This window comes from Ruegeria sp. CDSC079 (genome assembly GCF_059610505.1).
This window is the reverse complement of sequence record NZ_JBXWNT010000009.1, coordinates 80,867-107,589: the sequence shown is the minus strand read 5'-3', so window position 1 is coordinate 107,589 and position 26,723 is coordinate 80,867. Positions and strand designations below refer to the sequence as shown.

General features: G+C 58.3%; 27 protein-coding genes. 17 read left to right on the top strand and 10 right to left on the bottom strand.

Annotated features, from left to right (window positions below; genetic code table 11):
* The first annotated feature begins 11 nt into the window (after nucleotides 1-11).
* The 5 genes from AC2FIC_RS16795 to AC2FIC_RS16775 are packed head-to-tail and all read left to right on the top strand — an operon-like array spanning nucleotide 12 to nucleotide 5,910.
* Nucleotides 12-1,031, top strand: a complete 1,020-nt coding sequence (locus AC2FIC_RS16795) for a hypothetical protein (protein WP_496692785.1) — start codon at nucleotides 12-14, stop codon at nucleotides 1,029-1,031.
* Between the two features lie 40 nt (nucleotides 1,032-1,071).
* Nucleotides 1,072-2,019, top strand: a complete 948-nt coding sequence (locus AC2FIC_RS16790; protein WP_496692784.1) for an ABC transporter permease — start codon at nucleotides 1,072-1,074, stop codon at nucleotides 2,017-2,019.
* Nucleotides 2,016-2,831, top strand: coding sequence for an ABC transporter permease (locus tag AC2FIC_RS16785; protein WP_496692783.1), 816 nt, complete (start codon nucleotides 2,016-2,018; stop codon nucleotides 2,829-2,831). The genes AC2FIC_RS16790 and AC2FIC_RS16785 overlap by 4 nt, the downstream gene beginning before the upstream one ends.
* Nucleotides 2,828-4,426: an ABC transporter ATP-binding protein gene (locus AC2FIC_RS16780; RefSeq protein ID WP_496870194.1), complete on the top strand. Its 1,599-nt coding sequence runs from the start codon at nucleotides 2,828-2,830 to the stop codon at nucleotides 4,424-4,426. The genes AC2FIC_RS16785 and AC2FIC_RS16780 overlap by 4 nt, the downstream gene beginning before the upstream one ends.
* Before the next feature lie 32 nt (nucleotides 4,427-4,458).
* Nucleotides 4,459-5,910: an aldehyde dehydrogenase family protein gene (locus AC2FIC_RS16775; protein WP_496692781.1), complete on the top strand. Its 1,452-nt coding sequence runs from the start codon at nucleotides 4,459-4,461 to the stop codon at nucleotides 5,908-5,910.
* A gap of 3 nt (nucleotides 5,911-5,913) precedes the next feature.
* Here the strand turns inward: AC2FIC_RS16775 and pncB are convergent, their stop codons facing one another.
* Nucleotides 5,914-7,206, bottom strand: coding sequence for a nicotinate phosphoribosyltransferase (pncB, locus tag AC2FIC_RS16770; RefSeq protein WP_496692780.1), 1,293 nt, complete (start codon nucleotides 7,204-7,206; stop codon nucleotides 5,914-5,916).
* A 165-nt stretch (nucleotides 7,207-7,371) separates the two neighbouring features.
* Between pncB and AC2FIC_RS16765 the strand changes: the two genes are divergently transcribed.
* Nucleotides 7,372-7,905, top strand: a complete 534-nt coding sequence (locus tag AC2FIC_RS16765; protein WP_496692779.1) for a hypothetical protein — start codon at nucleotides 7,372-7,374, stop codon at nucleotides 7,903-7,905.
* Here the strand turns inward: AC2FIC_RS16765 and pncA are convergent.
* The gene (gene pncA / locus AC2FIC_RS16760; protein WP_496692778.1) at nucleotides 7,902-8,495 is read right to left on the bottom strand and encodes a bifunctional nicotinamidase/pyrazinamidase; all 594 of its coding nucleotides are present in this window, start codon (nucleotides 8,493-8,495) and stop codon (nucleotides 7,902-7,904) included. The genes AC2FIC_RS16765 and pncA overlap by 4 nt on opposite strands.
* A gap of 96 nt (nucleotides 8,496-8,591) precedes the next feature.
* On the opposite strand from pncA, the gene trhO reads away from it, so the two are divergent.
* On the top strand, nucleotides 8,592-9,497 hold the full coding sequence (gene trhO / locus AC2FIC_RS16755; protein WP_496692777.1) for an oxygen-dependent tRNA uridine(34) hydroxylase TrhO: 906 nt from the start codon (nucleotides 8,592-8,594) through the stop codon (nucleotides 9,495-9,497).
* 73 nt (nucleotides 9,498-9,570) lie between these two features.
* Nucleotides 9,571-10,074 (top strand): potassium channel family protein, encoded by a 504-nt coding sequence (locus AC2FIC_RS16750; protein WP_281973307.1) that lies wholly within the window; start codon nucleotides 9,571-9,573, stop codon nucleotides 10,072-10,074.
* A gap of 13 nt (nucleotides 10,075-10,087) precedes the next feature.
* Here AC2FIC_RS16750 and AC2FIC_RS16745 read toward each other — a convergent pair whose 3' ends face one another.
* The gene (locus tag AC2FIC_RS16745; RefSeq protein ID WP_142638625.1) at nucleotides 10,088-10,417 is read right to left on the bottom strand and encodes a hypothetical protein; all 330 of its coding nucleotides are present in this window, start codon (nucleotides 10,415-10,417) and stop codon (nucleotides 10,088-10,090) included.
* Nucleotides 10,418-10,583: 166 nt separating this feature from the next.
* Here AC2FIC_RS16745 and betB point away from each other — a divergent pair, with 166 nt between their 5' ends.
* On the top strand, nucleotides 10,584-12,038 hold the full coding sequence (gene betB, locus AC2FIC_RS16740) for a betaine-aldehyde dehydrogenase (RefSeq protein ID WP_281995702.1): 1,455 nt from the start codon (nucleotides 10,584-10,586) through the stop codon (nucleotides 12,036-12,038).
* A 122-nt stretch (nucleotides 12,039-12,160) separates the two neighbouring features.
* On the opposite strand, the gene AC2FIC_RS16735 is transcribed toward betB, so the two are convergent.
* The 5 genes from AC2FIC_RS16735 to AC2FIC_RS16715 are packed head-to-tail and all read right to left on the bottom strand — an operon-like array spanning nucleotide 12,161 to nucleotide 16,794.
* Nucleotides 12,161-14,296, bottom strand: a complete 2,136-nt coding sequence (locus AC2FIC_RS16735) for a hypothetical protein (RefSeq protein ID WP_496692776.1) — start codon at nucleotides 14,294-14,296, stop codon at nucleotides 12,161-12,163.
* Complete coding sequence (motA, locus tag AC2FIC_RS16730) at nucleotides 14,293-15,162, bottom strand: flagellar motor stator protein MotA (protein WP_496678419.1); 870 nt, start codon at nucleotides 15,160-15,162, stop codon at nucleotides 14,293-14,295. Before motA ends, AC2FIC_RS16735 begins: the two co-directional genes overlap by 4 nt.
* Before the next feature lie 46 nt (nucleotides 15,163-15,208).
* Nucleotides 15,209-15,784: a MotE family protein gene (locus tag AC2FIC_RS16725; RefSeq protein WP_496692775.1), complete on the bottom strand. Its 576-nt coding sequence runs from the start codon at nucleotides 15,782-15,784 to the stop codon at nucleotides 15,209-15,211.
* Entirely contained in the window at nucleotides 15,781-16,287 is a 507-nt protein-coding gene (locus AC2FIC_RS16720; RefSeq protein ID WP_496692774.1) for a hypothetical protein, read from the bottom strand. Before AC2FIC_RS16720 ends, AC2FIC_RS16725 begins: the two co-directional genes overlap by 4 nt.
* A gap of 9 nt (nucleotides 16,288-16,296) precedes the next feature.
* The gene (locus tag AC2FIC_RS16715) at nucleotides 16,297-16,794 is read right to left on the bottom strand and encodes a flagellar basal body-associated FliL family protein (protein ID WP_496692773.1); all 498 of its coding nucleotides are present in this window, start codon (nucleotides 16,792-16,794) and stop codon (nucleotides 16,297-16,299) included.
* 119 nt (nucleotides 16,795-16,913) lie between these two features.
* Between AC2FIC_RS16715 and fliF the strand changes: the two genes are divergently transcribed.
* The 4 genes from fliF to fliP are packed head-to-tail and all read left to right on the top strand — an operon-like array spanning nucleotide 16,914 to nucleotide 20,104.
* Complete coding sequence (fliF, locus tag AC2FIC_RS16710) at nucleotides 16,914-18,500, top strand: flagellar basal-body MS-ring/collar protein FliF (protein ID WP_496692772.1); 1,587 nt, start codon at nucleotides 16,914-16,916, stop codon at nucleotides 18,498-18,500.
* Nucleotides 18,500-19,096, top strand: coding sequence for a FliH/SctL family protein (locus AC2FIC_RS16705; RefSeq protein ID WP_496692771.1), 597 nt, complete (start codon nucleotides 18,500-18,502; stop codon nucleotides 19,094-19,096). The genes fliF and AC2FIC_RS16705 overlap by 1 nt, the downstream gene beginning before the upstream one ends.
* Nucleotides 19,089-19,376, top strand: coding sequence for a FliM/FliN family flagellar motor switch protein (locus AC2FIC_RS16700; protein ID WP_271952383.1), 288 nt, complete (start codon nucleotides 19,089-19,091; stop codon nucleotides 19,374-19,376). Before AC2FIC_RS16705 ends, AC2FIC_RS16700 begins: the two co-directional genes overlap by 8 nt.
* Entirely contained in the window at nucleotides 19,376-20,104 is a 729-nt protein-coding gene (gene fliP / locus AC2FIC_RS16695) for a flagellar type III secretion system pore protein FliP (protein WP_496692770.1), read from the top strand. The genes AC2FIC_RS16700 and fliP overlap by 1 nt, the downstream gene beginning before the upstream one ends.
* A 4-nt stretch (nucleotides 20,105-20,108) precedes the next feature.
* On the opposite strand, the gene AC2FIC_RS16690 is transcribed toward fliP, so the two are convergent.
* Together AC2FIC_RS16690 and AC2FIC_RS16685 are read right to left on the bottom strand one after the other, a co-directional pair.
* Nucleotides 20,109-21,560 carry a sensor histidine kinase gene (locus tag AC2FIC_RS16690; RefSeq protein WP_496692769.1) on the bottom strand — a complete coding sequence of 484 codons (1,452 nt, stop codon included), beginning with the start codon at nucleotides 21,558-21,560 and terminating at the stop codon, nucleotides 20,109-20,111.
* On the bottom strand, nucleotides 21,557-22,294 hold the full coding sequence (locus AC2FIC_RS16685) for a response regulator transcription factor (protein WP_496692768.1): 738 nt from the start codon (nucleotides 22,292-22,294) through the stop codon (nucleotides 21,557-21,559). Before AC2FIC_RS16685 ends, AC2FIC_RS16690 begins: the two co-directional genes overlap by 4 nt.
* 214 nt (nucleotides 22,295-22,508) lie before the next feature.
* Here AC2FIC_RS16685 and AC2FIC_RS16680 point away from each other — a divergent pair, with 214 nt between their 5' ends.
* From AC2FIC_RS16680 to AC2FIC_RS16665, 4 genes are read left to right on the top strand one after another with little or no spacing between them, the layout of a single operon-like run.
* Nucleotides 22,509-23,753, top strand: a complete 1,245-nt coding sequence (locus AC2FIC_RS16680; protein ID WP_142638650.1) for an ABC transporter substrate-binding protein — start codon at nucleotides 22,509-22,511, stop codon at nucleotides 23,751-23,753.
* Nucleotides 23,754-23,810: 57 nt separating this feature from the next.
* The gene (locus AC2FIC_RS16675; RefSeq protein ID WP_142638652.1) at nucleotides 23,811-24,683 is read left to right on the top strand and encodes a carbohydrate ABC transporter permease; all 873 of its coding nucleotides are present in this window, start codon (nucleotides 23,811-23,813) and stop codon (nucleotides 24,681-24,683) included.
* Nucleotides 24,676-25,575 carry a carbohydrate ABC transporter permease gene (locus AC2FIC_RS16670; protein ID WP_271952391.1) on the top strand — a complete coding sequence of 300 codons (900 nt, stop codon included), beginning with the start codon at nucleotides 24,676-24,678 and terminating at the stop codon, nucleotides 25,573-25,575. Before AC2FIC_RS16675 ends, AC2FIC_RS16670 begins: the two co-directional genes overlap by 8 nt.
* Before the next feature lie 4 nt (nucleotides 25,576-25,579).
* Entirely contained in the window at nucleotides 25,580-26,677 is a 1,098-nt protein-coding gene (locus AC2FIC_RS16665; protein ID WP_142638656.1) for an ABC transporter ATP-binding protein, read from the top strand.
* Nucleotides 26,678-26,723: the final 46 nt, after the last annotated feature.

Here is a 26,723-nt window from a genome sequence, read left to right as displayed (position 1 = left end):
GAGACCGGCGCATGAGAAGATCAACCCTCGTTGCGTTGATGATTGCGGTTTTAGCCGTGATTGCGCCGGTCGCCAAAGGGGATACGCCGCTTGAACAGGCGGTGACACTGTGGCTGGAGGGCGATGATGAACGCGCTCTGCCACTGCTGGCAGAACTGGCGGCTGATGGTGACGCGCAGGCACGTCTGCTGTTGGGGCGAATTGAAACCGCCGATCTTGGACCATCTCCGTTCCGCCAATCGCTGGGCCGAAAGGGTTCGCGCAAGCTGTTTCGTCAAAAAGACCTGACGGCCTTTGGCCGATCCTGGCTGTTGGTTGAGGCGAAAGGTGGAAATGAGCTTGCCCAAGCGCTGTTGGATGCCAAACGCCCCACACCAGACCCGAAGCTGATTGCACAGCTCAATGCGTTGGGAGAACATCAAGCTACGGACTACCCGACGCGAATTGTGGCGCTCTATGGCGATCCAGAAATGCGCGGCGATCTTTTGGCGGATGGGCAGCTGATGCAGGACCTCAAACCTTACCTGAGTTATCTGACGGTCAATCCCGAGCCGCGTGGCGACGGTCTGGCCGCGCTGCGCCACATTCAGCCTGATCCAGTTGACATGAATTCCGATCAGGCGCTGGGCATGGCGGGGTTGCTGGCCCTGGGGCTGGGATATGGCGATCTGTCTGTGGACAATAGCTGGCGCCCGGCGGTGGAAAACTGGTTGATGACATCCCAGTCGACCCGCCCCATCGCGCAGCTCTGTTCTGACCAATGCGGGGCCGAGGCACCAAACTGCGCCTTTGCCTTCCTTGCCCTGTTTGGCGGCTATTTCGAGGTCATCCGCATCGACAGCCCGCTGGAAACGCTGATCCCGCAGGAGCAGTTTCTGGACAGCCCTCGCGCGCGCCTGATGGTCCTTCGTCGGGCGGCACTGGCCCGGAGCGAGACAAATCTGGAAACGCTGGTGGACAGCGCACCCGCGGCGAAGCTTTCGACCTGCGCGACCGATTTAGTCCGGCAAGAGCAGCAGTCCTACAAGTAGCTGTTGCGTAGGCGCGGCTCGCACCCGTAACCTGTTTGTAATGCTACGCTATGCCCTCAAACGTCTGATTTCGCTGGTGATCAGCCTGGCTATCGCCTCGGTGGTCATTTTTGCAGTGATCGAGGTCGCGCCGGGCGATCCGGCATCCTTCATGCTTGGCGTCAACGCGCAGGCGGACACGCTAGCCGCGCTGCGGGCCGAGCTGGGGTTGGATGTGTCCAAACCGCAGCGCTATTTCAACTGGGTCAGCGGAATGCTGGTCGGGGATTTCGGCACCTCATACACCTATCGCACGCCGGTGTCTCAGATGATTGCGGACCGACTTTGGGTGTCGTTGCCGCTGGCGCTTTATGCACTGACCCTTTCAACCCTGATCGCCTTTCCCGCAGGGATTTACGCTGCTGCGCGCCGGGCGCGGCCCGGCGATGTGGCGGTCATGGGGGCCACACAGCTCGGCATCGCCGTGCCCAATTTCTGGTTTGCTATGATGCTGGTGCTGGTCTTTGCCATCAATCTGCGCTGGTTCAACGCTGGAGGGTTCGCAGGCTGGGACGGCGGGTTTTGGACCGGTCTGCACTCGCTGACCCTGCCAGCCATAGCGCTGGCTCTGCCACAGGCGGCGATTCTTGCAAGGGTCATGCGGTCGGCCCTGCTGGATATTCTGGGTGAGGATTTCATGCGCACCGCACGGGCCAAGGGCCTGTCCCGCCGACAGGCGCTGTGGCGTCACGGGGTGCGCAATGCGCTGATCCCGGTGCTGACTATCATCGGGCTGCAGTTTTCCTTTCTTCTGGCCGGGTCCATCATTATCGAACAGGTGTTTTACCTGCCCGGCCTCGGGCGGTTGGTGTTTCAGGCGATCTCGGCCCGCGATCTGATCGTGGTGGAATCGGTGGTCATGTTGCTGGTTTTTGCAGTGATCACGGTGAATTTTCTAGTTGACCTCGCCTATGCCGCCGTTGACCCCCGTCTGAGGAGCAGGACATGAGCCGCAACCTCATCCTTGGTTCAGTGCTCTCCTCGCTGGTGGTCTTGGCGGCGGCAATTTCCTTTGTCTGGACGCCCTATGCGCACGCCGCGCTGAATATTCCCGCCAAGCTGCAACCACCCAACGCACAGCACTGGTTTGGCACCGATCATTTTGGGCGGGACATGTTCTCAATGATCATGGTGGGTGCGCGCACTTCAATCGCTGTGGCCTTGGTGGCGGTGGGGATCGGAATGACATTGGGCGTGCCACTTGGTCTGGCGGCAGCGGCGCGCAAAGGCACGTGGCTGGATGAGGTGATCATGCGCGGCAACGATCTGGTTTTTGCTTTCCCGTCGTTGGTCATCGCCATCCTGATCACTGCCGTTTTCGGTGCCGGGGCGGTCAACGCCATCATTGCCATCGGTATCTTCAACATTCCGGTCTTTGCCCGTATCACCCGTGGCGCTGCGCTGTCTCTGTGGGAGCGAGAGTTCATCCTGGCCGCCCGGGTCTCGGGCAAGGGCGCGGCGCGGATATCGGCGGAACATATCCTGCCTAATGTGGCGAACTTGCTGATCGTACAGGGCACCATCCAGTTCAGCCTTGGCATTCTTGCCGAGGCAGGCCTGTCCTATGTCGGGTTGGGTGCGCAACCGCCTACGCCCAGTTGGGGCCGGATGTTGGCAGATGCGCAGACGATGGTCAGTTTTGCCCCGCATTTGGCTCTGATTCCGGGGCTTGCAATCATTGTCACTGTTTTGGGGCTGAACCTGCTGGGCGACGGTTTGCGGGATTGGCTGGACCCCCGAATACGGGTGGCGCGCGCATGAGCTTGCTGGAAATCGAAAATCTCAACCTGTCGATTCATGGCATGGACATCCTCAAACAGGTCAGCCTGTCTGTTGCGTCGGGTGAGATCGTCGCCGTCACCGGTGAAAGCGGTTCGGGCAAGTCCATGACGGCGTTGGCGGTGATGCAACTGCTGCCAAACGGTGCGGATGCCGCGGGCGCGATCCGGTTGGACGGGCTGGACCTGCTGAACTGTTCCGAGGATGAGATGTGCGCCCTGCGTGGCGCCTCGGTCGGGATGGTGTTTCAGGAACCCATGACTGCGCTGAACCCGGTCAAAACCATCGGGGATCAGGTGATGGAGACAATCCTGATCCACAAGGCCATGCCTACTGCACAGGCCCGGTCCCGTGCCGAAGAAGTGCTGACGCGCGTCGGCCTTCCACCCGAAAGGTTCCCTCTGTCCCGGTATCCGCATGAGCTGTCCGGTGGTCAGCGTCAGCGCGTGGTGATCGCCATGGCCATCGCGTTGCGCCCAAGGTTGTTGATCGCGGACGAACCTACGACGGCGCTGGACGTCACTACGCAGGCGCAGATTCTAGACCTGCTCACGGGGTTGGTGCGCGAATACGACATGGGATTGCTAATGATCACCCATGATCTGGCGGTTGTGGCCGATATGGCCGACCGGATCATCGTCATGCGCTATGGCGAAGTCGTCGAGGCCGGCGCCACCGAACCCTTGCTGCGGAACATGCAGCACCCTTATACACGCATGCTGTTCCGGGCTTCGGGCCATCAGGTCGACCTGCCGGAACCCAAGCCGGCACAGCCTTTGCTTGAGGTTGCACAGGTGGTCCGGGATTACCGTTTGCCCCGAAAGGGCTTGTTTGATGCGCCGCGACACCACAGGGCTGTGGCTGGGGTCAGCTTTACACTGAACAAAGGCGAGCGCTTAGGCCTGGTCGGAGAGTCTGGGTGCGGAAAATCGACCCTAACACGGGCTATCCTGGGGCTGGAAGAGGTGCAGAGCGGCCAGATTCTGCTGGACGGGCAGCCAGTATTCACCGGGCACAAACCCAATCTGGCCGTCCGGCGTAAGATGCAGGTTGTGTTCCAGGACCCCTATGGCAGCTTCAACCCCCGACACCGGGTCACGCGCCTGGTCACCGAGCCGTTTCACCTGCTCGAACATCCCCCAACCGGGTCCGAGCGGCAGGATCGGATCGCCGAGATTCTGACGGCCGTAGGTCTCAGCCCCGATGACGCGGGTCGGTACATTCACGAATTCTCGGGCGGGCAGAGGCAGCGTATCGCCATCGCCCGTGCCCTGATCATCCGGCCCGAACTGATCTTGTTTGATGAGGCGGTCTCGGCCCTTGATGTTTCTGTCCGAGCGCAGATCCTTGATCTGCTGGCCGAGCTCTGCGGCGCCTATGACCTGACTTATCTGTTCATCAGCCACGACCTAAGCGTCGTGCGCACCATTACCGACCGGGTTTTGGTGATGCAGGCGGGGCAGATTGTCGAACAGGGTGAGACCGAACAGGTCTTTTCCAACCCGCAGCACCCCTATACCCAAACCCTGATCGCCGCCGCACCGACCCTGCCGGATATCAGTCAAAATGTGGCGTAAACTACAAAGTTAGAGACGAAATGGAGCCTGACATGACCAATCCCCTGTGGTTCGATCCCAGCTTGTGCCTGATTGGCGGCGCGTGGCAGCGGCCTGCGTCTCAGGCCGATTTGCCGCTGATCAACCCGTCGGACGGGTCCGAGCTATGTCGGATCGCGCGCGGGGATGCTGATGACATCGATGCTGCGGTGAACGCGGCGCAAAAGGCGCTGGATGGGGACTGGGGCCGCAAAACCGCACTGGAGAGGGGCCGCATTCTGACCCGATTGGGCCAGATGGTGCTGGAACGTGTCGATGATCTGGCTGCGTTGGAGGCGATGGATGTCGGCAAACCCCTGACACAAGCGCGCGCCGATGCGGTGGCACTGGCGCGGTATTGTGAGTTTTACGGAGGCGCGGCGGATAAGGTGATGGGCGAAACGATCCCTTATCTGGATGGCTATACCGTCTATACCCTGCGTGAACCGCATGGTGTGACGGGCCACATTGTGCCGTGGAATTATCCTATGCAGATCATCGGCCGCTCTGTCGGGGCGGCTTTGGCGATGGGCAATGCCTGTGTGCTGAAGCCAGCGGAAGAGGCCTGTTTGACCGCGCTTGCCTTTGCCCATCTGGCGCAGCAGGCCGGGTTGCCGGCGGGCGCTTTGAACGTGGTTCCGGGGCTGGGGGCCGAGGCCGGGGCGGCGCTGTCGGCGCATCCGGGGATTCAGCATGTATCCTTCACCGGCTCCGTTGCCACCGGCGCGTTGGTGCAACAGGCCGCTGGGCATAACGTGGTGCCAGTGACGCTGGAGCTGGGCGGGAAATCCCCGCAGCTGGTGTTCGACGATGCAGATCTGGATGCGGCCCTGCCGTTTCTGGTGAATGCGGGCGTTCAGAACGCAGGGCAGACCTGTTCGGCCTCCTCCCGCGTTCTGGTGCAACGCGCAGTGTATGAGCAGGTCAAATCGCGCATGGCCTCGGCCTATTCCGAGTTGACCGTTGGGCCCGCGTCCGAAGATTTGCGCCTGGGGCCCCTGATTTCAGCACGCCAGAAGGACATCGTGACGGGATTTATCGACAAAGGCGCAGATCTGAATATCGTGGGCCAGGGGCCGATTGTTGGCCACGCACCCGAGTCTGGCGCCTATGTGCAACCGACCCTGTTTGCCGACGTACCCCCTGATCATGTTTTGGCACAGGATGAGATTTTCGGCCCAGTCCAAGTGCTGATCCCCTTTGAGACCGAGGAAGAGGCCCTGCAGATCGCCAACTCCACCGATTACGGGCTGGTTGCCAGCATTTGGACACGCGATGGCGCGCGGCAGATGCGGCTGGCGAAGAAGTTGCGGTCGGGGCAGGTGTTTATCAACAATTACGGCGCTGGCGGCGGTGTGGAGCTGCCCTTTGGCGGTGTCGGGAAATCCGGCCATGGTCGCGAAAAAGGGTTCGAGGCGCTGTACGGATTCTCACAGGTGAAAACCGTAGCCGCGTTCCATGGTTAGGGCCTAAACGATGACCTCGATTGGCTGTTGCACGCCAACGCCAAAGACACGTTTGTAGCGCTCGATCTGATCCGCCGGACCCATCGCTTTTTCCGGGTTGTCCGACAGTTTGACCGTCGGGCGACCATTGGCCGAAACCGCCTTGCAGACCAACGAGAAGGGTGCCAGCGCGTCATCGGGAACCAGCCCTCTGAAATCATTGGTCAGTAGCGTGCCCCAGCCGAAGGATACTTTGGTGCGGCCTGCAAACTGACTTTGCAGTTCGCGGATTTTGTCGACATCCAGACCGTCAGAAAAGATCACGCGTTTCTGTTTGGGATCCTCACCGCGCGATTGCCACCATTTGATCGCAGTTTCTGCACCGGTTGCCGGATCACCGCTGTCGATTCTGATGCCAGTCCATCCCGCCAACCAATCTGGCGCGTCGTCCAGAAAACCCTTGGTGCCATAGGTGTCAGGCAGGATGATCCGTAGGTTGCCGTCATGTTCCTCGTGCCAATCGCTAAGCACGTCATAGGGTGCCTGCGCCAGTTTCTCATCAGTATCAGCCAGCGCAGAGTAAACCATGGGCAACTCGTGGGCATTGGTGCCGATGGCCTCGACCTCGCGCCGCATGGCGATCAGGCAGTTCGAGGTGCCGGTAAATGCAGGGCCCAGACCTTCGATCATGGCTTGGACGCACCAGTCCTGCCATAGAAAGGAATGCCGCCGTCTGGTGCCGAAATCGGCGATGCCCAGCCCCTGAATCCCTCGTAGATGTTCGATTTTCTCCCATACACGGGTCATCGCACGAGCATAGAGAATTTGTAGCTCGAACCGCCGCATCGCATTCAGCACCGAGCGGGATCGCAGCTCCATCAGGACTGCCAATGCGGGAATTTCCCACAGCATGACCTCGTGCCATTTGCCTTCAAAGGTCAATTCGTACTGATCACCATTGCGTTCAAGGTGATAGGGCGGCAGTCGCAGGTTCTCGAACCACCCCATGAAATCCGAACGGAACATCTGACGTTTGCCATAGAAGGTATTGCCGCGCAGCCAAGTGCTTTCCCCCCGGCTCAGGCTGAGTGACCGAATGTGGTCCAGTTGTTCGCGCAGCTCTCCCTCATCAATCAATTCAGCCAATGGAATGTGATTCGACCGGTTAATAAGTGAAAACACCACATCCGTTTGGGGCTTATTTCGAAACACTGACTGGCACATCAGCAGTTTGTAGAAGTCTGTGTCGATTAAAGACCGGACAATCGGGTCAATCTTCCATTTGTGATTGTATACTCGCGTCGCAATATCGACCATTGGGAACTCCTGCGATTTCCGTTGTTAGATCAATAGGTGCGTGGAATGGCAAGAGTCGCTAAATTGATGACAATGACAAGGTCAAGTCACAATGCGAGCATATTGTGGGGTCTTTTCACCGGTTAGTGGAAAGAGGGGGATGGATAGTCGAGGTTTAGTTAGTGAATGGTTCTCGAGTACGACTTTGATATTGTAACGATCGCTTCGGGGGAAAACGATCCGGAGACGACCCCGTCCGGGGCGCAAAACGGACGCAAAGTGCGTGCGCTGTTTCGGAATGTGAAAACAGCCGATGCATTGCGGGCAGCGTCACCCAAAATACGCAAAATTTTTCACGATGCCGGTTTTGGTCTGGATTCGACGCGCAGCGAGATTACCCATGGATATTACCGTCCACAGGATACGGCGGACAGGGATCGCATTCTGCGAGCCTTGTTTCACAATATCCGGACGACGGGAGTCAAAGGCGAATATTGCGGCGAGTTTGATTTCCTGAAGTTCATGAACGATGTAAAAGCCGCCAAGCCGCGCGCCGGGCTGCCCAAAGAGGTTCCGATGTGGAAACCCAGGCCACAGCAGGCGGAATCGGCCGGACCAAATCGCCGAACTGTACCAGGCCGGGTTGGGTTCGCTTTGGGGTTGGCGGTGATTATCTTTGCGCTGCTCAAGTATCTGGCGGCTGCGGGGGCAACCCCTTAAATCAGCCGAACGCCTGCGTCTTTCATCGCGGTCTCTGCAGAGGCCAATGACCCATCCAGGTTAATTGCCCGGCAGGCTCTCATCTGAACTGACACGTCGAAACCCAGCCGCGCTGCGTCAACTGCAGAGTAGTAGACGCAGAAATCCGTGGCCAGCCCGACGAGTGTCAGTCTCTCGATTTCACGGGTGCGCAGATACCCTTCCAACCCGGTGGGCGTGGTCTGGTCGTTCTCAAAGAACGCCGAATAGCTATCGATGTTGCTGCGGAACCCTTTGCGCAGGATCAGATCGCCATCCGTACGCAGGTTCGCATGAAATGCTGCCCCATTTGTTCCCTGCACGCAGTGATCTGGCCACAAAACCTGAGGCCCATAAGGCATCTCGGTCATGTCATAGGGATTTTTGCCCGCATGGCTGCTGGCAAAGGACGAATGCCCCGCAGGGTGCCAGTCTTGAGTCAGGATCACCGTGTCAAAATCTGGCATCATCGCGTTGATCGGAGCCACGATCTCATCCCCGCCGGGAACCGCCAACGCACCGCCGGGACAGAAATCGTTCTGAACATCGATCACAATAAGGGCATGGGTCATGGGGACCTCCTTGGGTTGCGTTATCGGTAGTGGGCGCGACAAGGGGCGTCAATCCGGTCTCTTGCGACTCTGTCCGCGCGGGTTTAGACCGCGCGCATGTATACGATCGCTGCTCTCTATCATTTCACCCGGTTCGCCAACCACGAAGCCCTTCGTGCGCCCTTGCTTGAGCTGTGCCGCGCGCAATCGGTCAAGGGGACGCTCTTGCTGGCACAGGAAGGGATCAATGGCACTATTGCCGGACCCCGCGCTGGCATTGACGCGGTTCTGGCCCATATCCGTGCGCTGCCCGGCTGTGCTGATCTGGAGTGGAAAGAGGCCACGTCTGACCAACCGCCATTTGGCAAGATCAAGGTACGCCTGAAAAAAGAGATCGTGACCATGGGCCAACCGGACATCGATCCGCGCGCCCGTGTCGGCAATTATGTCGAGCCCGAAGACTGGAATGATCTGATCCGCTCGGATGATGTGGTGGTAATCGACACCCGAAATGATTACGAGGTGGCAATCGGTACGTTTGAGGGCGCGTTAGACCCTGAAACAAGCAGTTTTCGTGAATTCCCCACCTGGTGGGAAGAAAACAAGGACCGGTTCCACAATAAGCGTGTGGCGATGTTCTGCACGGGTGGCATCCGGTGTGAGAAATCCACCAATTACCTGTTGGGTCAGGGGGTCGAGGATGTCTATCACCTGAAAGGTGGCATCCTGCGGTATCTCGAGGAAATGCCCGTCGAGAACAGCACCTGGCAGGGCGAATGCTTTGTGTTCGACAACCGCGTATCCGTTGGGCATGGGCTGGTCGAAGGGCCGCACAACCTGTGCCATGGCTGCCGTCGCCCGATCCTGCCTGAGGATGTGAAACGTGCCGAATACGAACACGGCGTGTCCTGCCATCAATGCATAGAGGAAACCTCTGAGGTCGACAAAACCCGGTTCCGGGAACGTCAAAAACAGATCCTGCTGGCACGTCAGCGGGGACAGGAACATCTGGGCACGGACTGATTTTCTGAAATCTGGTTGCCACGCAGGACAGTCCACCGGATAATCCCGGAGATTTCAGCGCGTTGGAGGTTCCATGTCCCGAAAACCCACGACTTTGGAAGAATGGAAATCAACGCTGCTGGCGGCAGCCGCAATGGTGGTTGCCAGTTTCCTCGCATGGTTCGGTCTGTCCCGTCTGAGCGAGGGCACCGCAGGTGACACGATCGGTACGATCGCCTCTGTGGGGCTGGTTGTGTGGATGGTGTCTCAATCCTGGTTCTATATGACTCAGGTGAAATCACCGCGCCGCATTCTGTTTTTGATGGGTGTGTCCTTTATTCAGGTCGTTCCGTTCCTGTTCGCCGCTGCCTATGGCGCATTCGGGTACCAGGATAACTGCGTCATCGGGGCGCAAGGGCCCGCTGATATCCTGTATTTTTCTTATGTTACATTCACCACCGTTGGGTACGGCGATATGTCCCCAACCGGGCTGTGCCGCGCCCTGGCCGTGGCCGAGGCGGTGACCGGCTATATCCTACTGGGCCTGTTCGTCGCGGCGGCGGTGGCGTTGTATGCCCGCAATCATAGTCCGGATTAGGCTCTGATTTCGTCTATTTGTTTTGATCTATCCAACGCGACATCATCTGTTTGTCGCGAAAGCACTCCGACGGGATTGGGCGGCGTTTGCTGCGCGAGATACGTTCGGCAAAGGTAACCTGCTTGCCGGTCGGGTAATTTGCAAATGGCGAGGGATCATCAGGTTTGTGTTTGGAAATCCAGGCAGACATGGACTGACGGTCGCGCTGCGCCTCGACCGGAATCTCAAGAGCAGTTTGCTCCGCGATGGCGCGGGCATAGCGTATCTGCCGATCGGTGGCGGGCAGCAGGTGATAGTCGTTTGTCGGGCCGTGCGGGGCGGTGTTTCGCAATGAATGGGCCATCGGTTGATCCTCTGACTATGTAGAACATAAATAGAACATTAACCGAAAATTTCAAGCCGTGGCCTGTTGGATTTGGCAGGAAATCGCTCTGGATCAGTTTTATTGACTGCTGAGTCAATAAAATATAAACGCGGAGGAAACAGCTTCTGATCAGGGAATCCCCACAATGAGATTTCAGCCCAAGGCGAGCCATTTCATCAACGGTGAATATGTCGACGACACGACCGGAGCACCCATAGACGTGATCTACCCCGCAACAGGGGAAGTGATCGCACGGCTGCATTCTGCTACTCCGCAGATCATAGATCAGGCTCTAAACAGTGCAAAATCGGCACAGGCAGACTGGGCCGCGATGTCTGGGACCGAAAGGGGCCGTGTTCTGCGCCGCGCCGCGGACATCATGCGCGAACGCAATCGTGATCTGTCGATCATCGAAACCCACGATACTGGAAAACCGCTGCAGGAAACGTTGGTTGCCGACGCTACTAGCGGAGCCGATGCGTTGGAGTATTTCGGAGGTCTGGCGGCCTCGCTGACCGGCGAGCATATCCCGCTGGGTGGCGGGGATTTCGTCTATACGATCCGTGAGGCGCTTGGGGTTTGCGTCGGAATCGGTGCGTGGAATTATCCAACCCAGATTGCCTGCTGGAAAGGCGCGCCTGCTTTGGCCTGCGGCAACACGATGGTATTCAAGCCTTCCGAGACCACGCCCTTGTCTGCTCTGCAAGTGGCCGAAATCCTGGTCGAGGCCGGGGCACCAAAGGGTGTCTATAACGTAATTCAGGGTTATGGCGATGTGGGCGCATCACTTGTGACGGACCCCCGTGTTGCCAAGGTCTCGCTGACCGGATCGGTACCGACAGGGCGCAAGGTTTATGCCGCAGCAGCCGATGGCATGAAGCATGTCACGATGGAACTAGGCGGCAAGTCCCCCATGATCGTGTTCGACGATGCGGATATCGAAAACGCCGTGTCTGGCGCCATTTTGGGGAATTTCTACTCCTCGGGTCAGGTCTGTTCCAACGGCACCCGCGTTTTTGTACACAAAGGCATCAAAGAAGCCTTCCTCGATCGCCTGTCCCAGCGTCTGGCGAATGTGAAAATCGGCGACCCGATGGATGAAGAGGTTAATTTCGGTCCGATGGTTAGCGAAAACCAGATGAATATCGCTCTGGGTTATGTTGAAAAAGGCAAGGCAGAAGGTGCGCGTTTGGTCTATGGCGGTGCGCGTATCGAAGGCGACGGGTTCTACATTCAGCCCGCCGTCTTTGCCGATGTGACCGATGACATGGCCATCGCGCGCGAGGAAATCTTCGGCCCGGTTATGTCAGTGTTGGATTTCGAAACCGAGGAAGAGGTGATGGCCCGCGCCAATAACACCGAATTCGGTCTGGCAGCCGGTGTGTTCACCAAAGATCTGACCCGAGCCCATCGTATCGTGGCCGCGTTCGAGGCGGGCACCTGCTATATCAACACCTACAACCTCGCACCGGTTGAAGCCCCGTTTGGCGGGTCAAAAATGTCTGGGGTCGGGCGGGAAAACTCGAAATTGGCAATCAATCATTTCAGCGAGATGAAAACGGTCTATGTCTCGATGAATGATGTCGAGGCGCCTTACTGACTAAATCCACCAATTCAGGCTCTGTTCATGGGGTTTTCCCTCGGGAACAGGGCATTGGATGCCGCGGTTCGTCAGGAGATCAGCCCTGACTAAGTGGCCACCCTGAGTTTTTCCCAGACGTTTCAGTCCGCCCTCACAAGTGCGAGAAGCTGAGCGATGCTCTCTCGGGCGTTGGCCGTGTTTTCAAGCAGGGCAGTTGCATCCGCCAATGGTCGTTCTTCAATCCTGGTTACAGGTTCTGCCAATGCCAGAGTCGCCCGCCTGACCTGTCCAAATTTTTGGTCGACCTCAGGCTGCGGGACGTCTTCCATATCAGAAAGCCAGAACAATCTTTCTGCTTCGTTCACCCTGTCAAACTGCAACAATACCCGCCCTGCATTTTCAAACTCACCTATATCCAGATCGGCCTGCGCCCGAAGTGACATGGCCTTGTCCGAGGGGTCATCCCCTAACTCCAGCAAGGCTTTGTGTGGCTGGCCGGACAACAATGCCGCCTGCGCGCGCAAAAGGGCTCGGTCCTTTCGCCTGATAGTGTCCTGAGGTCGGTTGGACCAAAATAGCGTTGGACGGGCAAACCCCAGCGATGCCAACCTTTCGGCAATGGAGATTGCGGTTTCGGTTTTCAGCGATTGTGCCATCGGTTCGGGCAGGTTGAAGATGCGCCGCAAAAAAGTATCGTCGTCGGCGCGCGCAGTCAGTACTTGAACGGCCCGGTCCAGCGTTTCAGCTGAATTCGGAATATCTTCTAACAGATCAAAAGACTGGTCGAACTCTTGGCCCAAACTCAGCGCCAGCGCATATGTCCGTTGCATAAGTGGGCCGATCTCAGATCGGCGCAATTCGACCGTGTAAGATGCGGCAAGTTCGAGCTCCCGGGCGGAGGCTGACCCGCGTTCCGCCCACCGCTGTTCAATCAGTCGCGCCAGCGCCAGAGGCGCTTCGAGCCCTGCTTCCGAGCTGCCCACCACGTCTTTCAGCAAGGTTTCGGATTTCTCCTGATCGCCTTCGGCCTTTGCAACACCGGCCTTGGCCTGAATCGCGCCGGGGCTGGGTTTGGTTTCGATGCGATTAACAGCCCGCAAGACGCGCCGCGCGGCTTCAAGTTTTTGGGCTGCAACGAAAATGTCGGACAGCATGGGTCCGACTTGCCGGCGCAGATGATCCGGTAGTCGCGCAAACGATTGTTCCATAACCCTTATCTGGGCATCTTCGGCGAGCTTACCCTCGGTCAGAGCGGCCCAGATTGCGGCGTCACTTTCGCAACGCTGTAGGTCGCGGAATGGATTTGACCCTTTCAGTGGCCGGTTGTCCAGAACAGCGGCAATCGCAGAAATCCGGTTCGTTTCCGGCGTCTCTTCACCAATCCAGCCAAGGCTGCGAACCGCCTCGGCACCGAAGCCGAAATACGCATAGAGCTTGGCAAGCTTCATGGCCCGTCCTTTGTCAACGCGATCAAACTCCTGAAACAGGCCAGTGCGCAGCTCTGCCACCTGTTCGGGGAACAGGCGCCCATCGGACCAGCTGTCAAAGCCTAGCTCGGTGCTGGAAATGCAGGCCGGTTTCTTCTCCAGTTGTGGAATGGATGGTCCCAGCAAGCCATCCAGATCATCCAGTACCGAAGTGACCGCGATGTTCAGGTCCATGCGTGGCGGCATGTTCAGTGATTGATTGCCGTTCGAATCTCGTGGGCCGATCTGGGACAGTTCAAGATCAACCAGATCTCGGTCAGCGCCCTGCAACAATCGCGTCGATAGCTGGTCCTCAATTACCTGCGCATTGAGATTCAAAAGCGGCAATACCAGAGGATCAAGCGCCTGTGGCCCGGGCAGCGGGGCGTTTACCACTGCCGTTTTGGGCAGCGTTGGGGGTGGAATGTCGCTGCTGATCGGTGGAAGGGCTGCCCCCGGCGCAATATCCACAACGATCATCGTGTTTTGATGCAGAAATGCGGTGGCAAAGCAGTCGCAGCCGAATTCCATCTCTAACGCATCACCCGGGTTGGTCTGTGAGATCGCAGACAGACGGTTCTGCGACAGCCGCTGAAACACTGCCCCGGTCTGAAATTCGGCATCAAAAAGCGCTATGTCGAGTCTTGCGCCATTCTTCGTTTGCTTCAGACCCCATTCCGTTCCCGGGGGCACCTGCACAACAAGACGCGTATATCCGTCATGCTCGCCCGATCGCACAGAAATGTCGCGCGCGCCAGCCTGTCCAGCGGCCGTAAGCGCCGCTGAAACCATTAGGGCGTATCGGATCATGCCGCTGCCTGCTTTAGCTCTTTCAAGGCCTCTTCAAGTTCTGAGAAACCCGGCCTGTTATGGGTGGGAGTGTTCTGCCGTCCGACTTCGATGCACATGGCAGGGTTGTGGTTGTGCAGGTTGGCAACCAGAACCTCTTTGATCAACTGATAGAAATGATTGTCTTCCTCCACCACGGATTTGAGTTTTCCTGCAAATGGGCCGACCAACCCATAAGCCAGAAAGACCCCCAGGAACGTCCCGACCAGAGCGCCACCGATCAGCTTTCCCAACACTTCTGGGGGTTGATCGATCGAGCCCATCGTTTTGATAACGCCCAGAACTGCCGCAACAATTCCAAGTGCGGGAAGGCCGTCAGCAACAGTCTGTAGCGCGTGGCTAGAGTGCATGGCGTGGTGAAAATTCGCCTCCATCCGCTTTTCCAGCACCTCTTCGACCTGGTGGGGATCGTCATAATTCAAAGAGGCGGCCCGCATCGTGTCGCAGATCAAGTCGACGGCTTCTTTGTCGGCCTGAATTTTCGGATATGTCGAAAACAGAGGCGAGTTTTCGGGGTCTTCAATATGTTGTTCAACCTCGACCGGGTTGGCCTTGGCGATACGGATCAGCGAAAACAACAGGCACAGCAGGTCACGGTAGTCATCTGGTTTCCACTTCGGCCCTTTGAATACTTTTGCCATATCCTTGATCGTGTGCTTCACGGCGCTCAGGTCATTGCTGATCATAAATGCGCCGACCGCAGCGCCACCAATCATCATCATTTCAAACGGCAGGGATTTCATGATGATGGTCATTTTCCCGCCAGCCGCCAAATAGCCGCCGAACACCATGACGAAAATAACGACAATTCCGACAATTCCGATCATAAGAGGTCTCCGGCGAATTCCGATGCAGGGTTGAAAATCATGGGGGCTACTCCTGCGGAGCCGAAGCGTTTCGCCCGGCCATAATCACGCTGATTGTATAGGCAGCCTCGGGGTTCAGGCCTGCCAAAACACCGGCTGCGGCATCGGGCGGCATCCGTGACAGGAATCCGGCGGCAAAGGTCGGGTCCATCGTTTCAAACAGGGCGGCCGCATCTTTCGGCTTCATGTTCTGATAGACATCCGTCAGGCGCGTAAGGTCTGTCTCAGCCGCTTTTTCTGCAATGGCCAGCGTCTCACGCAGCGCCTCTTCTGCCTGCTGCAGGGCGGCCAGGCGGGTCTCGATGGCCTCATCGGCAATGGCCAGCGCCTTTTCCCGATCAATGGCTGTGGCTTCGCGTTTTTTCAACGCTTCTTCGCGCCGCAGCAATTCGGTCAGCAGTATCCGGGCTCCGGGCAGCTCTGCTGGGGTCTCTTTCGGTTTTGCTTCTGCCTGCTCGGCCCCTTTTGCCAGGGCTGGTGCAGCCTCAAACCCCAGCCGAATCGCGGCTGACCCAAGCATCAACAGTGAAATAACTGTCAGGACACCGCTTCTTGGTCGTTTCTCTTCAATGTGTCCGCTCATGTCGCGGCCTCTCCGCTATTGCGGTCGTGGCGGAAAAACATCAGCCCGCCCGGGCGTTTTTCCTGAGTGTCCTCAAATTTGGACGCCGTAGGATCCTCTGGCTTTTCCACCGCCTCGATTGGAACCTCTTCAGGCACAGGATCCGTCGTTGGTTCCTCGGCCTTGGGTTCTTGCGGCTTGGGATCTTCAACCTTGATGTCATTGGCGGGTTCTTCGGCCGGAATGACATCATGCATCGAAGCCATCATCAGTTCGAGCCGCTGAGCAACCGATTCCGCCCTTTGGGTCAGTGCCTCAAGTACAAGGCCCGACTGGTCCGAAGCAGTTCGTGCCGAATCAAGCGATTTCTTCAACTCATCCGCCTGAGATGACAGGACAGCGACCGCGCCACCGACACCTTGTTCCAGATTAGTGAACCGCTTTAACCGACGGGACAGCACGAAACAGTAAAGACCCGCACCCAGCGCACCTGCGACCAGCAAAATATCTGCAATCAGCTCCATCTCGGCCTCCTAATTCAATACGAATTCCATCACGAGGACATCGCGCACGCGCCCTTCCCCGACGACGATTTCAATGCGGCGCAAAAGGTGACCGCGGATGCGCATCAGTGCGAGCGAATCCTCCAGATCCGACACTTCGACCGCCCGCAGATACCCGTTCAGAACATCCATGATTCGCGGCTTCATCTTCTCGACATCCGAGGCGTAGCTGCTGTTCACCTCAAGCTGGGCATGGAATTTCAGGTGCCGCGAATCGCCGGCATTGACCGAGACGATCACCGCCGGCAGGTCGATAAAACCAACCTCAGGCAGGGCTTTAACCTCGGTCCCTTTGTCTTTTTCCTTGGCGTCTTCCGCGGCTGGTTGCCCGCCAAATGGCAGTAGCCCCGAAGTGGTCAGGAAATACCCGCCCGCAGCCCCGGCAACGGCCAGAATCACCCCAATGACCAATCCTTTTTTCCCCGATTTTTCCGGGGCTTCTGCCTGTTCTGCAGTCGCGTCAGTCATGACGTCCTCATTCATTCAGTCTGGGGATGTCATAACCCGGCAGGGACTAACCGATTGTTAAGGGCAATCGTCCAAACAGGGGGTGCGCCGGGCAGAATGTCGGTGAGTCGGAGGTGAGCGTGCAGCAGATCGGAACTGTCTGGGCAAGTTTGGACAGGCGAAAGCAAATCATTGTCGCCGGTGCAGTCGTGCTGGTGTTTTTGGGGGTCCTAGCGATGTCGCGGTTGGCGACGGCGCCGTCGATGACCCTACTCTATGCCGGGCTGGAAAGCGGCGCGGCGGGGGATATCGTTCGATCACTGGATCAGCGCGGCGTACAGTATGAGATTCGGGGCGGTTCGATTTACGTGCCCGGCTCGCAGCGGGACGAATTGCGCATGACTCTGGCCAGCGAAGGCCTGCCTGCGAACGGAAACCGCGGGTATGAGCTTTTGGATTCACTCAGCGGGTTTGGCACCACCTCGCAAATGTTCGATGCGGCCTATTGGCGTGCGAAAGAGGGTGAGCTTGCGCGCACGATTGTCGGCAGCCCTCATATAAGCCAGGCGCGCGTGCATATTGCCAACGGGTCGACGAATCCGTTTCAGCGCAGCGTCGCGCCGACGGCGTCGGTCTATCTGGTGTCCTCGGGTGCGGATATCACTTCGGATCAGGCCAAGGCGATCCGGTTTCTGGTCTCTTCCGCCGTCAGTGGCCTCGCACCCGAGAATGTGGCGGTGATTGATTCCAATGGTGCGGTCATTGGCGCAAAAGAGACTGCGGTGGCAGCAGATACCGCGGATGACAAGTCGCGCCAGCTGCGCGAACGGGTCCTGCGTCTGATTGAGGCCCGAGTGGGGGCCGGAAATGCAGTCGTTGAGGTCAGTGTTGATACGGTCACCAAAACCGAATCCATCCGCGAAAGGCGCTTTGATCCTAAGGGACGCGTGGCCATCAGCACCGATGTCGAGGAACGGTCTGACAGCGCCCGGAACCAATCGTCCGACGTCACGGTGGCGTCGAACCTGCCCGATGGGGATGGCGCGGGCGGGGACGCAACCAATTCAAATGCCACACAGACGCGGGAGCGGGTCAACTATGAAGTATCCGAGACTGAGTTAGAGGTTCATACCGCACCCGGGGCGATCAAGCGTCTGACCGTTGCGGTTCTGGTAAATGGAACGCGCTCGGTTGATGCCTCGGGTGCAGAAAGCTTTGCGCCATTGCCCCAGACCGAGCTTGACGCATTGGGAGAGCTTGTGGCCTCGGCCGTTGGGTTCGATGCCGAACGTGGCGACGTCATCACCCTGAAATCGCTGGATCTGCCCGCAGTAGAGCCTGGCGGAACTGTGGTTTCGTCTTCGATCTGGCAGCAGGTTCATTTTGACGCGATGTCACTGGTCCAAATGGCCGTTCTGGCGATCGTGATGCTGGTTCTGGGATTGTTCGTGATCCGCCCGATCCTGATGAAACCGGCCCTTGCCCCCGCCCTTTTGCCGGCGGGAACACCGCCAGAGCCCGAGGCGGTTCTGACCGGTGAGATCGCGACCGAAGAGGACGGGCAATTCGCCGCTATTCCGGGACATACCCCGGGGGATGTACCCGCGCTGGCGGCAAATCCGGGCGCTGATCCGGTTGATCGGCTGCGGGCCATGATCGGCGACAAGCAGGAGGAGACCGTGGAAATCCTGCGCAGTTGGCTTGAAGAAAGCGAGGAGCGTGCGTGATGTCGATAGCCCATCTTCTTGAGGATTTCACCGTACAGGCAGGCGGCGGCAAAGTTCATTTACTGGACGAAGAGGCGCTGGAAGAACAGCGGCTTGGAGCCTTCGAACACGGCTATCGCGCCGGATGGGACGATGCCCTTCAGGCCCAAGAACAGGGTCGTGGACAGGTATCAGACAACCTCGCCCGCGCGCTTGAGGATATGTCCTTTACTTATCACGAGGCGACGAGCCGGATGACACTGTCGTTGGAGCCCATGTTCCAAAGCCTGGTCAATCTGGTGTTGCCGGACACCCTGGATCGGGGGCAGGCCCCGCGGCTGGTCGAACAGCTTACCGAAATGGCCCGGGAACAGATTGGTCAGCCGATGCAGGTCTTTGTGCCTTCGGGTTTCGCGGATGCGGTCGAGGGGCTGTTGCCCCCTGAATTGGCCACCCCGACACGGGTTGTCGAGGACCCGTCTCTGGTGCCTGGTCAGGCGCGTCTGCAGGTTGGTACCTCGCAGCGAGAGGTGGATAGCAGCGCCTTGCTAGAGACAATCCGTTCAGCATTTGACGCTTACGTGTATGAGGCAAAAGAGGCATTGAACAATGAGTGACCCGCAATCCCCCAAACCCGAAAAAGCCAGCCCGTTTGATTCCGTTCCGATCGAGGTAACCGTGTCAGTCGGTCGGGCGCGCCCGCTAATCCGAGATCTGCTGAATATGGGGGAAAACGCTGTTCTCACCCTGGACAAACGGATCGAAGATCCTGTGGACCTATATGTTGGCGATCAACTGGTGGCGCGCGGTCTGCTGGAAGAGATGGAGGGTGATCAAGCCGGGCAACTGGCCGTGCGCCTAACCGAAATCGCGGATCTGCAGAACGGGATCGGGTAATGCGTTTCCTGTTTTGGGTGGCGGTGCTGCTGACGCTGACGCCGTCTCTGGCCGCCGCGCAAGAGGTGTCGCTGTCACTGGGCGAAGGCGGGTCGATTTCCGCGCGCACCATTCAGTTGATTTTGCTTATTACCGTGCTCAGCCTCGCGCCTGGGCTGGCGATCATGATCACCTGTTTCCCGTTCCTGATCACCGTTCTGGCCATCTTGCGGCAAGGGATCGGATTGCAGCAATCCCCCCCCAACATGCTGATCGTCAGCCTCGCACTGTTTCTGACCTATTTCATCATGGAGCCGGTCTTTTCGGAGGCCTGGACCACAGGTATTCGCCCCATGGTCGAAGAAACGATGGAGGTCGAACCAGCGTTGGAGCGCGCGTTGCAGCCGTTTCGTGCCTTTATGGCAGGGCGAGTTGATCCGGATACTTTCCACGCCATGGCAGCATTGCGACCCGGGGGTGATACGGTTTCCTTGTCGGCCGAGGCACCCTTGTCGATCTTGATGCCGTCTTTCATGCTCTCTGAGATAGCGCGGGCCTTTCAGATCGGGTTTCTGATCTTCCTGCCGTTTCTGATCATTGATCTTGTGGTGGCCGCTGTGCTGATGTCGATGGGGATGATGATGGTTCCGCCTGCAACAGTGTCGCTGCCGTTCAAACTAGCCTTCTTTGTCATTGCCGACGGCTGGTCGCTGATCGCAAGCGCGCTGGTGCGTAGCTATATGACATGAATCGTCACTGCCTGGTGATCTGCAGACGTGCGCGCAGGCCTTGCTCTCCGGCTTCGAAGCTGAGGGTGCCGCCATGCTGTTCCGCGATTGTCGCCGCGATTGTCAGACCCAGACCAAACCCATCCGAAGACCCGGTGTTTGACCCGCGCCGGAACGGGGCCATCAGGGCTTCGATATCCGAGACGGACAGATCGGCCCCTTTGTCCTCGACGGTGATGGTTGCTATTTTGGCATCGGTTTCCAGCTGAACCTCGGCATGGCGACCATATTTCAGCGCATTGTCGATCAGGTTGGTCAGGGCGCGCTTCAGCGAAATTGGCCTGCCGACGACCAGCATTCTCCGGGTCTCGGGCAGGGATCCATGCCCTCGGCGCGACATGAAAACGGAGGTGCCCCCCTGAACCGCCACCGGGGTCAGCTTTTTCAGGGTCACCGGCAGATCCATATCCTGATAATCCGCCACCAAGGCTTCGACCAGCGATGTCAGTGAAATCTGGCGCGGTTCTTCGATGCTCAGCTCGGACCTTGTGTAGGTCAGAACGCTTTCGATCATGCCGGTCATCTGATCGACATCGGCCTCAAGCTTTTCGCGCAGCTCTACATCCGGGATCAAAGCGGCACGCAACCGGACGCGGGTGGCCGGGGTGCCCAGATCGTGGCTGACACCCGACAAGACAGTGGCGCGCTTTTCCAGCTGCATGCGCTCGGCGTCCAGATGCTCGTTCACGGCCGAGACGATGTCGCGCAACTCGGCCGGGCCATCGGCCTCATAGCTGTTCGGCCCGCCCCGTCTTTTGCGGTCGCGCAAGGCAGTAGAGAAGCGGGTGAAACTGTCCGATACATTGCCGACCGAGGTAAGGATCACCGCCAGCGCGACAATGGCGACCAGAATCGTGGGCAGACGCAAGTCGGTTGGGGCTGCACGGCATCCCCAGATATCTGTCCCGTCCACCTGTTGCCATGCGCCGCGCCCATAGCGGGCGATCAGTATGGGTTCGCTGCAATAGGTCGCCAAAAGCCGGGTCAGGTTGCCCATTTTCTCTGGGCCGGTCTGGTCGATGCCGGAGAGGATGTCGGACACTGGGTAAACCAGCCGGTCTGACATCACAGCCAGCGTCAGCTCTCGGCCCGAAACCGGTGCCGAGCTGTCGGTCAGGATCGACAGGTTGGTGACAAAGCTGCGATCCGAAAACCCGGGGAGTTGTTCGAACTGCCCGGCGTCCGCCAGGCTGGCGGATTTGGGTGGCAATGGAGTAATGGTGATGCCCGGCGGTGGGGATTTACCGATGCGCAAATCCTCATAGACCGCGAACCCGGCAACATAGGCGCGTGTCTGGAATTCCTGCCATGCGCGGGCCGAGGCGAACCAAAGGCCTGCTGCCAGCAACCCCGAGGTAAAAGCGGCGCAGGTCCAGATCCAGCCCAGGCTGCGCAGGCGAGTGGCGCGGACGGTCATGCGGTTTCGTCCACAGAGACCTCTGCGGCAAAGATATAGCCCACACCGCGTTCGGTCTTCAGCATTTGCGGGTCTTTGGGGTTGGCCTCGATCTTGGATCGCAGCCGCCCGACCAGCATGTCGATGGCGCGCCCCTGGCCTTCGCTCTTGTCAGTAGCGCCTGTTACATCCAGGGCCGCGGCGATTTCATCCCGGGTCAGGGGAATATGCGGGTTGGCCAGAAAAACCTTGAGCATTGCTGTTTCTCGCTGGGACAGGGATACCAGATATCCGTCCGGCGAATGCACTTCGTCCCGTTTGCCGTCATAGAGCCAGCCGTCAAACCTAAAGGTGCGGGTGCGGCGGCGATAGGCAAGCGAAGGTGTACGACGCGCCCGTTGCATGACGGCGCGAACGCGAGCCAGCATCAGTTGCGGATTAAAAGGCTTGGCGATGTAATCGTCGGCGCCTACCTCATACCCGGCCATGCGTTGATGATCGGCGGACAAGGCCGAGACCAGAATGATCGGCACGTCCTGTTCGGCCCGCAGGCGGGCACAGATATCAACGCCGTTTTCATCCCCCAGCATCACATCCAATAGAATCAGGTCGATCCGACCCGACTTGAGATGGGCGCGGATTTCGCTTTCGGAACTGGCGGGCAGCGCAATGAAGCCATTCTGTTGCAGGAACTGGGTCATCATCGACCGCATTTCAGGGTCGTCATCCACCACCAACAGCCGCGGAATGCTCACAGTGTTCTTCCTCCTGTTCTCTGGCCCCAAACTTCGTCCATTGTAACGAACGGAAACAGATTCAATGCTAACGTAACACGCTGTAACAAAAGCGGTGAAAATTTGCGCCTTTCCCGGGTATTGGCCCGGATTAAGCGTTGTCAGACTCAGATAGGGGCACAGTATTGCGGCATTGCCATTTTGACTGGCACCGAATTCTCAGGGAGGAGAAAACATGAAACGATTTTCTTTTGCGACTGTGTCCGCATTGGCCGTCGCAGCCGGATCATCTGTGGTGGCCGAACCACAGGCGGAGGTCTTGCATTGGTGGACATCCGGTGGCGAGGCCAAATCGGTGGCCGTGCTTCAGGAAGAGTTTGCCTCGAACGGGGGCACATGGACCGATATGCCTGTCGCAGGCGGCGGCGGTGATGCAGCCATGACGGCGCTGCGGGCGCGGGTTCTGGCAGGCAACGCGCCGACAGCGGTTCAGCTGAAAGGCCCGGCGATTCAGGAATGGTATGAAGAGGGTGTTCTGGCCGATATCTCGAACGTGGCCGCCGCCGAAGGCTGGGCCGAGGTTCTGCCCGCGTCGATCGCTGGTCACATGATGTGCGAAGGCACTTGGTGCGCGGCGCCTGTGAACGTTCACCGCATCGACTGGATCTGGGCCAATGCCGATGTGCTGGCCGCAAACGGAATCGAGATGCCGACCACATGGGAAGAGTTCAACGCCGCAGCCGAAAAACTGCAGGCCGCCGGTGTGATCCCGCTGGCGCATGGCGGTCAGGCCTGGCAGGACGCTACGGTTTTCGAAGCCGTCGCGCTGGGTCTTGGCGGACCGGAATTCTATCAGAAAGCCCTGGTCGATCTGGACCCCGAGGCGTTGACCTCGGACACAATGATCCAGGTCTTTGACCAAATGCGCACCCTGCGTGGTTATGTGGACGAGAATTTCTCGGGCCGCGACTGGAACCTGGCCACCGCGATGGTGATGAACGGCGAAGCGGCCTTTCAGATCATGGGTGACTGGGCCAAGGGCGAATTCCTGGCAGCGGGCAAGAAGCCTGGTGAGGATTTCCTGTGCGCCTCGACCCCCGGCGATGGATATCTGTATAACGTCGACAGTTTTGCCATGTTCGAGGTTGAGGGCGACGACAATCGCGCCGGTCAGGAATTGCTGGCCAAGCTGATTGTTGCACCGAACTTTCAGGAAGTGTTCAACCTGAACAAGGGTTCGATCCCGGCCCGGACCGATGTGTCGCTGGATGCCTTTGACATCTGTGCGCAAATCTCGGCCGAAGACATGGGCTCGACCTCGGCAGGTGGTTCGCTGCTGCCATCTTATGCCCATGGCATGGCGCTGCGCGGGTCGCAGGCTGGTGCGATCACAGATGTTGTGACCGCGCATTTCAACTCGGATATGTCCTCGGCTGACGCGGTTCAGCAACTGGCGGACGCGGTGGCCAACAGCTACTGATCCAAAACGCTCTGCCCCCCAAGGTGTGGGGCAGAGCATCTTTCCCCGGAGGAAAACATGTCCGAATGGCTGGAAAACCACCTGCCCAAGGTGGTGCTGGCACCGTCGTTCATCGCCGTATTGATCTTTGTCTACGGATTTATCGGATGGACCGCATGGGTGTCGCTTACACGCTCAAAACTGCTGCCGAAATACGAGATCCATGGCTTCATCCAATATGAGCGCCTGTTCGACTCTCCTCGCTGGGATACGGCGATTGGCAACCTGTATATCTTTGGTACTCTGTTCATCGTGATCGCGATGCTGCTGGGCCTGCTGCTGGCCATCCTGCTGGATCAGAAAATCCGCGTCGAAGGAGCGATCCGAACAATCTATCTCTACCCCATGGCGCTGTCGATGATCGTCACGGGCACGGCGTGGAAGTGGATCCTGAACCCCGGTCTGGGGATTGAGTCCATGGTGCAGGGTTGGGGCTTTCCCAACTTCGAATTCGATTGGCTTGTGAATCCCGATTACGCGATCTACACCATCGTCATTGCCGCACTCTGGCAAAGCTCGGGCTTTGTGATGGCGTTGTTTCTGGCCGGTCTGCGCTCGGTTGATGGCGAGATCATCAAGGCCGCACAGGTCGATGGTATTCCAACATGGCGTATCTATACCGCGATCATCATCCCGTCGATGGCCCCGATTTTCCTGTCCGCTTTCATCGTGTTGGCGCATCTGGCAATCAAAAGCTTTGACCTTGTCATCGCCCTGACTGGCGGCGGCCCGGGTTATGCCACTGATCTGCCGGCCACTTACATGTATGCGATGGCCTTTTCGCGCGGCGATATCGGTCAGGCGGCGTCTTCTGCAATGATCATGATGCTGGTCGTCTTTGCCATCGTGGTTCCTTATCTCTACTCAGAATTGAGGGCTAAAAATGACTGATCTGTCGATGCCCCACACCCAAACCCGCAGCCAAAGTAACATGAGCAAAATCGCCCTGCGCTGGCTGCTTTACGTGGTGCTGTGCCTGTTCGCGCTGTACTATCTGATGCCGCTGTTTGTGATGTTGACGACATCGCTGAAAAGTCTTGAGGAAATCCGTACCGGTAGTCTGATATCGTTACCGCGTGAGGTGAGTTTTGAGGCCTGGAAAACCGCTTGGTCGGGCGCCTGCACGGGTATCCAATGCGAAGGTCTGCGGCCTTACTTCTGGAACTCGGTCCTGATTGCGGTGCCTGCGGTGGCTATCTCGACCCTGCTGGGTGCTCTGAATGGTTACGTTGTCGCGCAGTGGCGGTTCAAAGGGGCTAACATCATCTTCTCGCTGATGCTGTTTGGTTGCTTCATTCCGTTTCAGGTCGTCCTGCTGCCGATGGCGCGCCTTCTGGGCATGATGGGTATTGCCGGAACCATTCCGGGCCTGATCTTTGTCCACGTAATCTATGGTCTTGGCTTCACCACGCTGTTTTTCCGCAACTATTATGTCTCTATCCCGGCCGAGCTGACCAAGGCCGCCCGCGTCGATGGGGCCGGGTTCCTGCGGATTTTCTGGTCGATCTTCCTGCCACTGTCACTGCCGATCATCGTGGTAACCGTGATCTGGCAATTCACGCAGATCTGGAATGATTTCTTGTTCGGCGTCTCGTTCAGCCAGGCGGGCACACAGCCTGTGACCGTGGCGCTTAACAACATCGTAAACTCCACCACCGGTGTCAAAGAATACAATGTCGACATGGCCGCCGCGATCATCGCGGGTCTGCCGACGCTGCTCGTCTATGTCGTTGCCGGTAAGTATTTCATCCGCGGCCTGACCGCTGGCTCTGTGAAGGGATAGAATGATGGCTCCCATCCTTGATATCAACAAGCTGTACAAGAATTACGGCGCAACCGAGATCCTGAAAGATATCAATATCTCGATCGAACCGGGCGACTTTCTGGTGCTGGTTGGCCCCTCGGGTTGTGGCAAATCCACCTTGCTGAACTGTATTGCCGGGCTTGAACCGATCACTGGCGGCACGCTGGCCATTGGCGGCAAAGACATGACCCATGTCAGCCCCAAGGACCGGGACATCGCCATGGTGTTTCAGTCCTACGCCCTGTACCCAACCATGTCTGTGGCCAAGAACATCACCTTTGGCATGAAAGTGCGCGGCGTGGATCAGGCTACGATGGACGCTAAGCTAAAGGATGTGGCCGCGCTGCTGCAAATCGAACCGCTGCTGAACCGCCGTCCCAGCCAGCTGTCCGGTGGTCAGCGTCAACGGGTGGCGATGGGACGGGCGCTGGTGCGCGACCCCAAACTGTTCCTGTTTGACGAGCCGCTGTCGAATCTCGACGCCAAGCTGCGGGTCGAGATGCGGACAGAAATCAAGAAGCTGCACCAGACTCTGGATGCCTCTATCGTTTATGTGACCCACGACCAGATCGAGGCGATGACGCTGGCCACCAAGATTGTGGTTCTGAAAGGCGGGATCGTGCAACAGATCGGCAGCCCGGCCGAGATCTATAACAACCCCGCCAACCTGTTCGTGGCTGATTTCATGGGCTCACCTGCGATGAACCTGATCCCTGCAAAGGCCACCAAGAACGGCACGGGCACCGAAATCGCCATTGAGCGGTCATCCGGTGAAACGCTAGTCCTGAAGGATGCCCGTGATCTGTCACTGCCGCAGGATGTCATTCTGGGCCTGCGCCCCGAGGATATCGCCGAAGCCGGTTTCCGCGCCGGGGACGGCGTGCAGGAAGCGGTTTGCATGGTCGACATGGTCGAACCTGCCGGAGCTGACACCTATGTAGTGTCCGAACTGGGCGGCAAACAGGTCACTGCGCGCCTGCACGCGGAAACCAGCGCCCAGGCCGGGCAAGAGCTGAACCTGGCCTTTGACATGAGCAAAGTGTCCTATTTTGCCAAGGAAACCGGCGAGCGGTTGAACTAGCGCACTGCGCAGGACTTGTTCTTGCTAAACTCGGGCAATTTCGCCA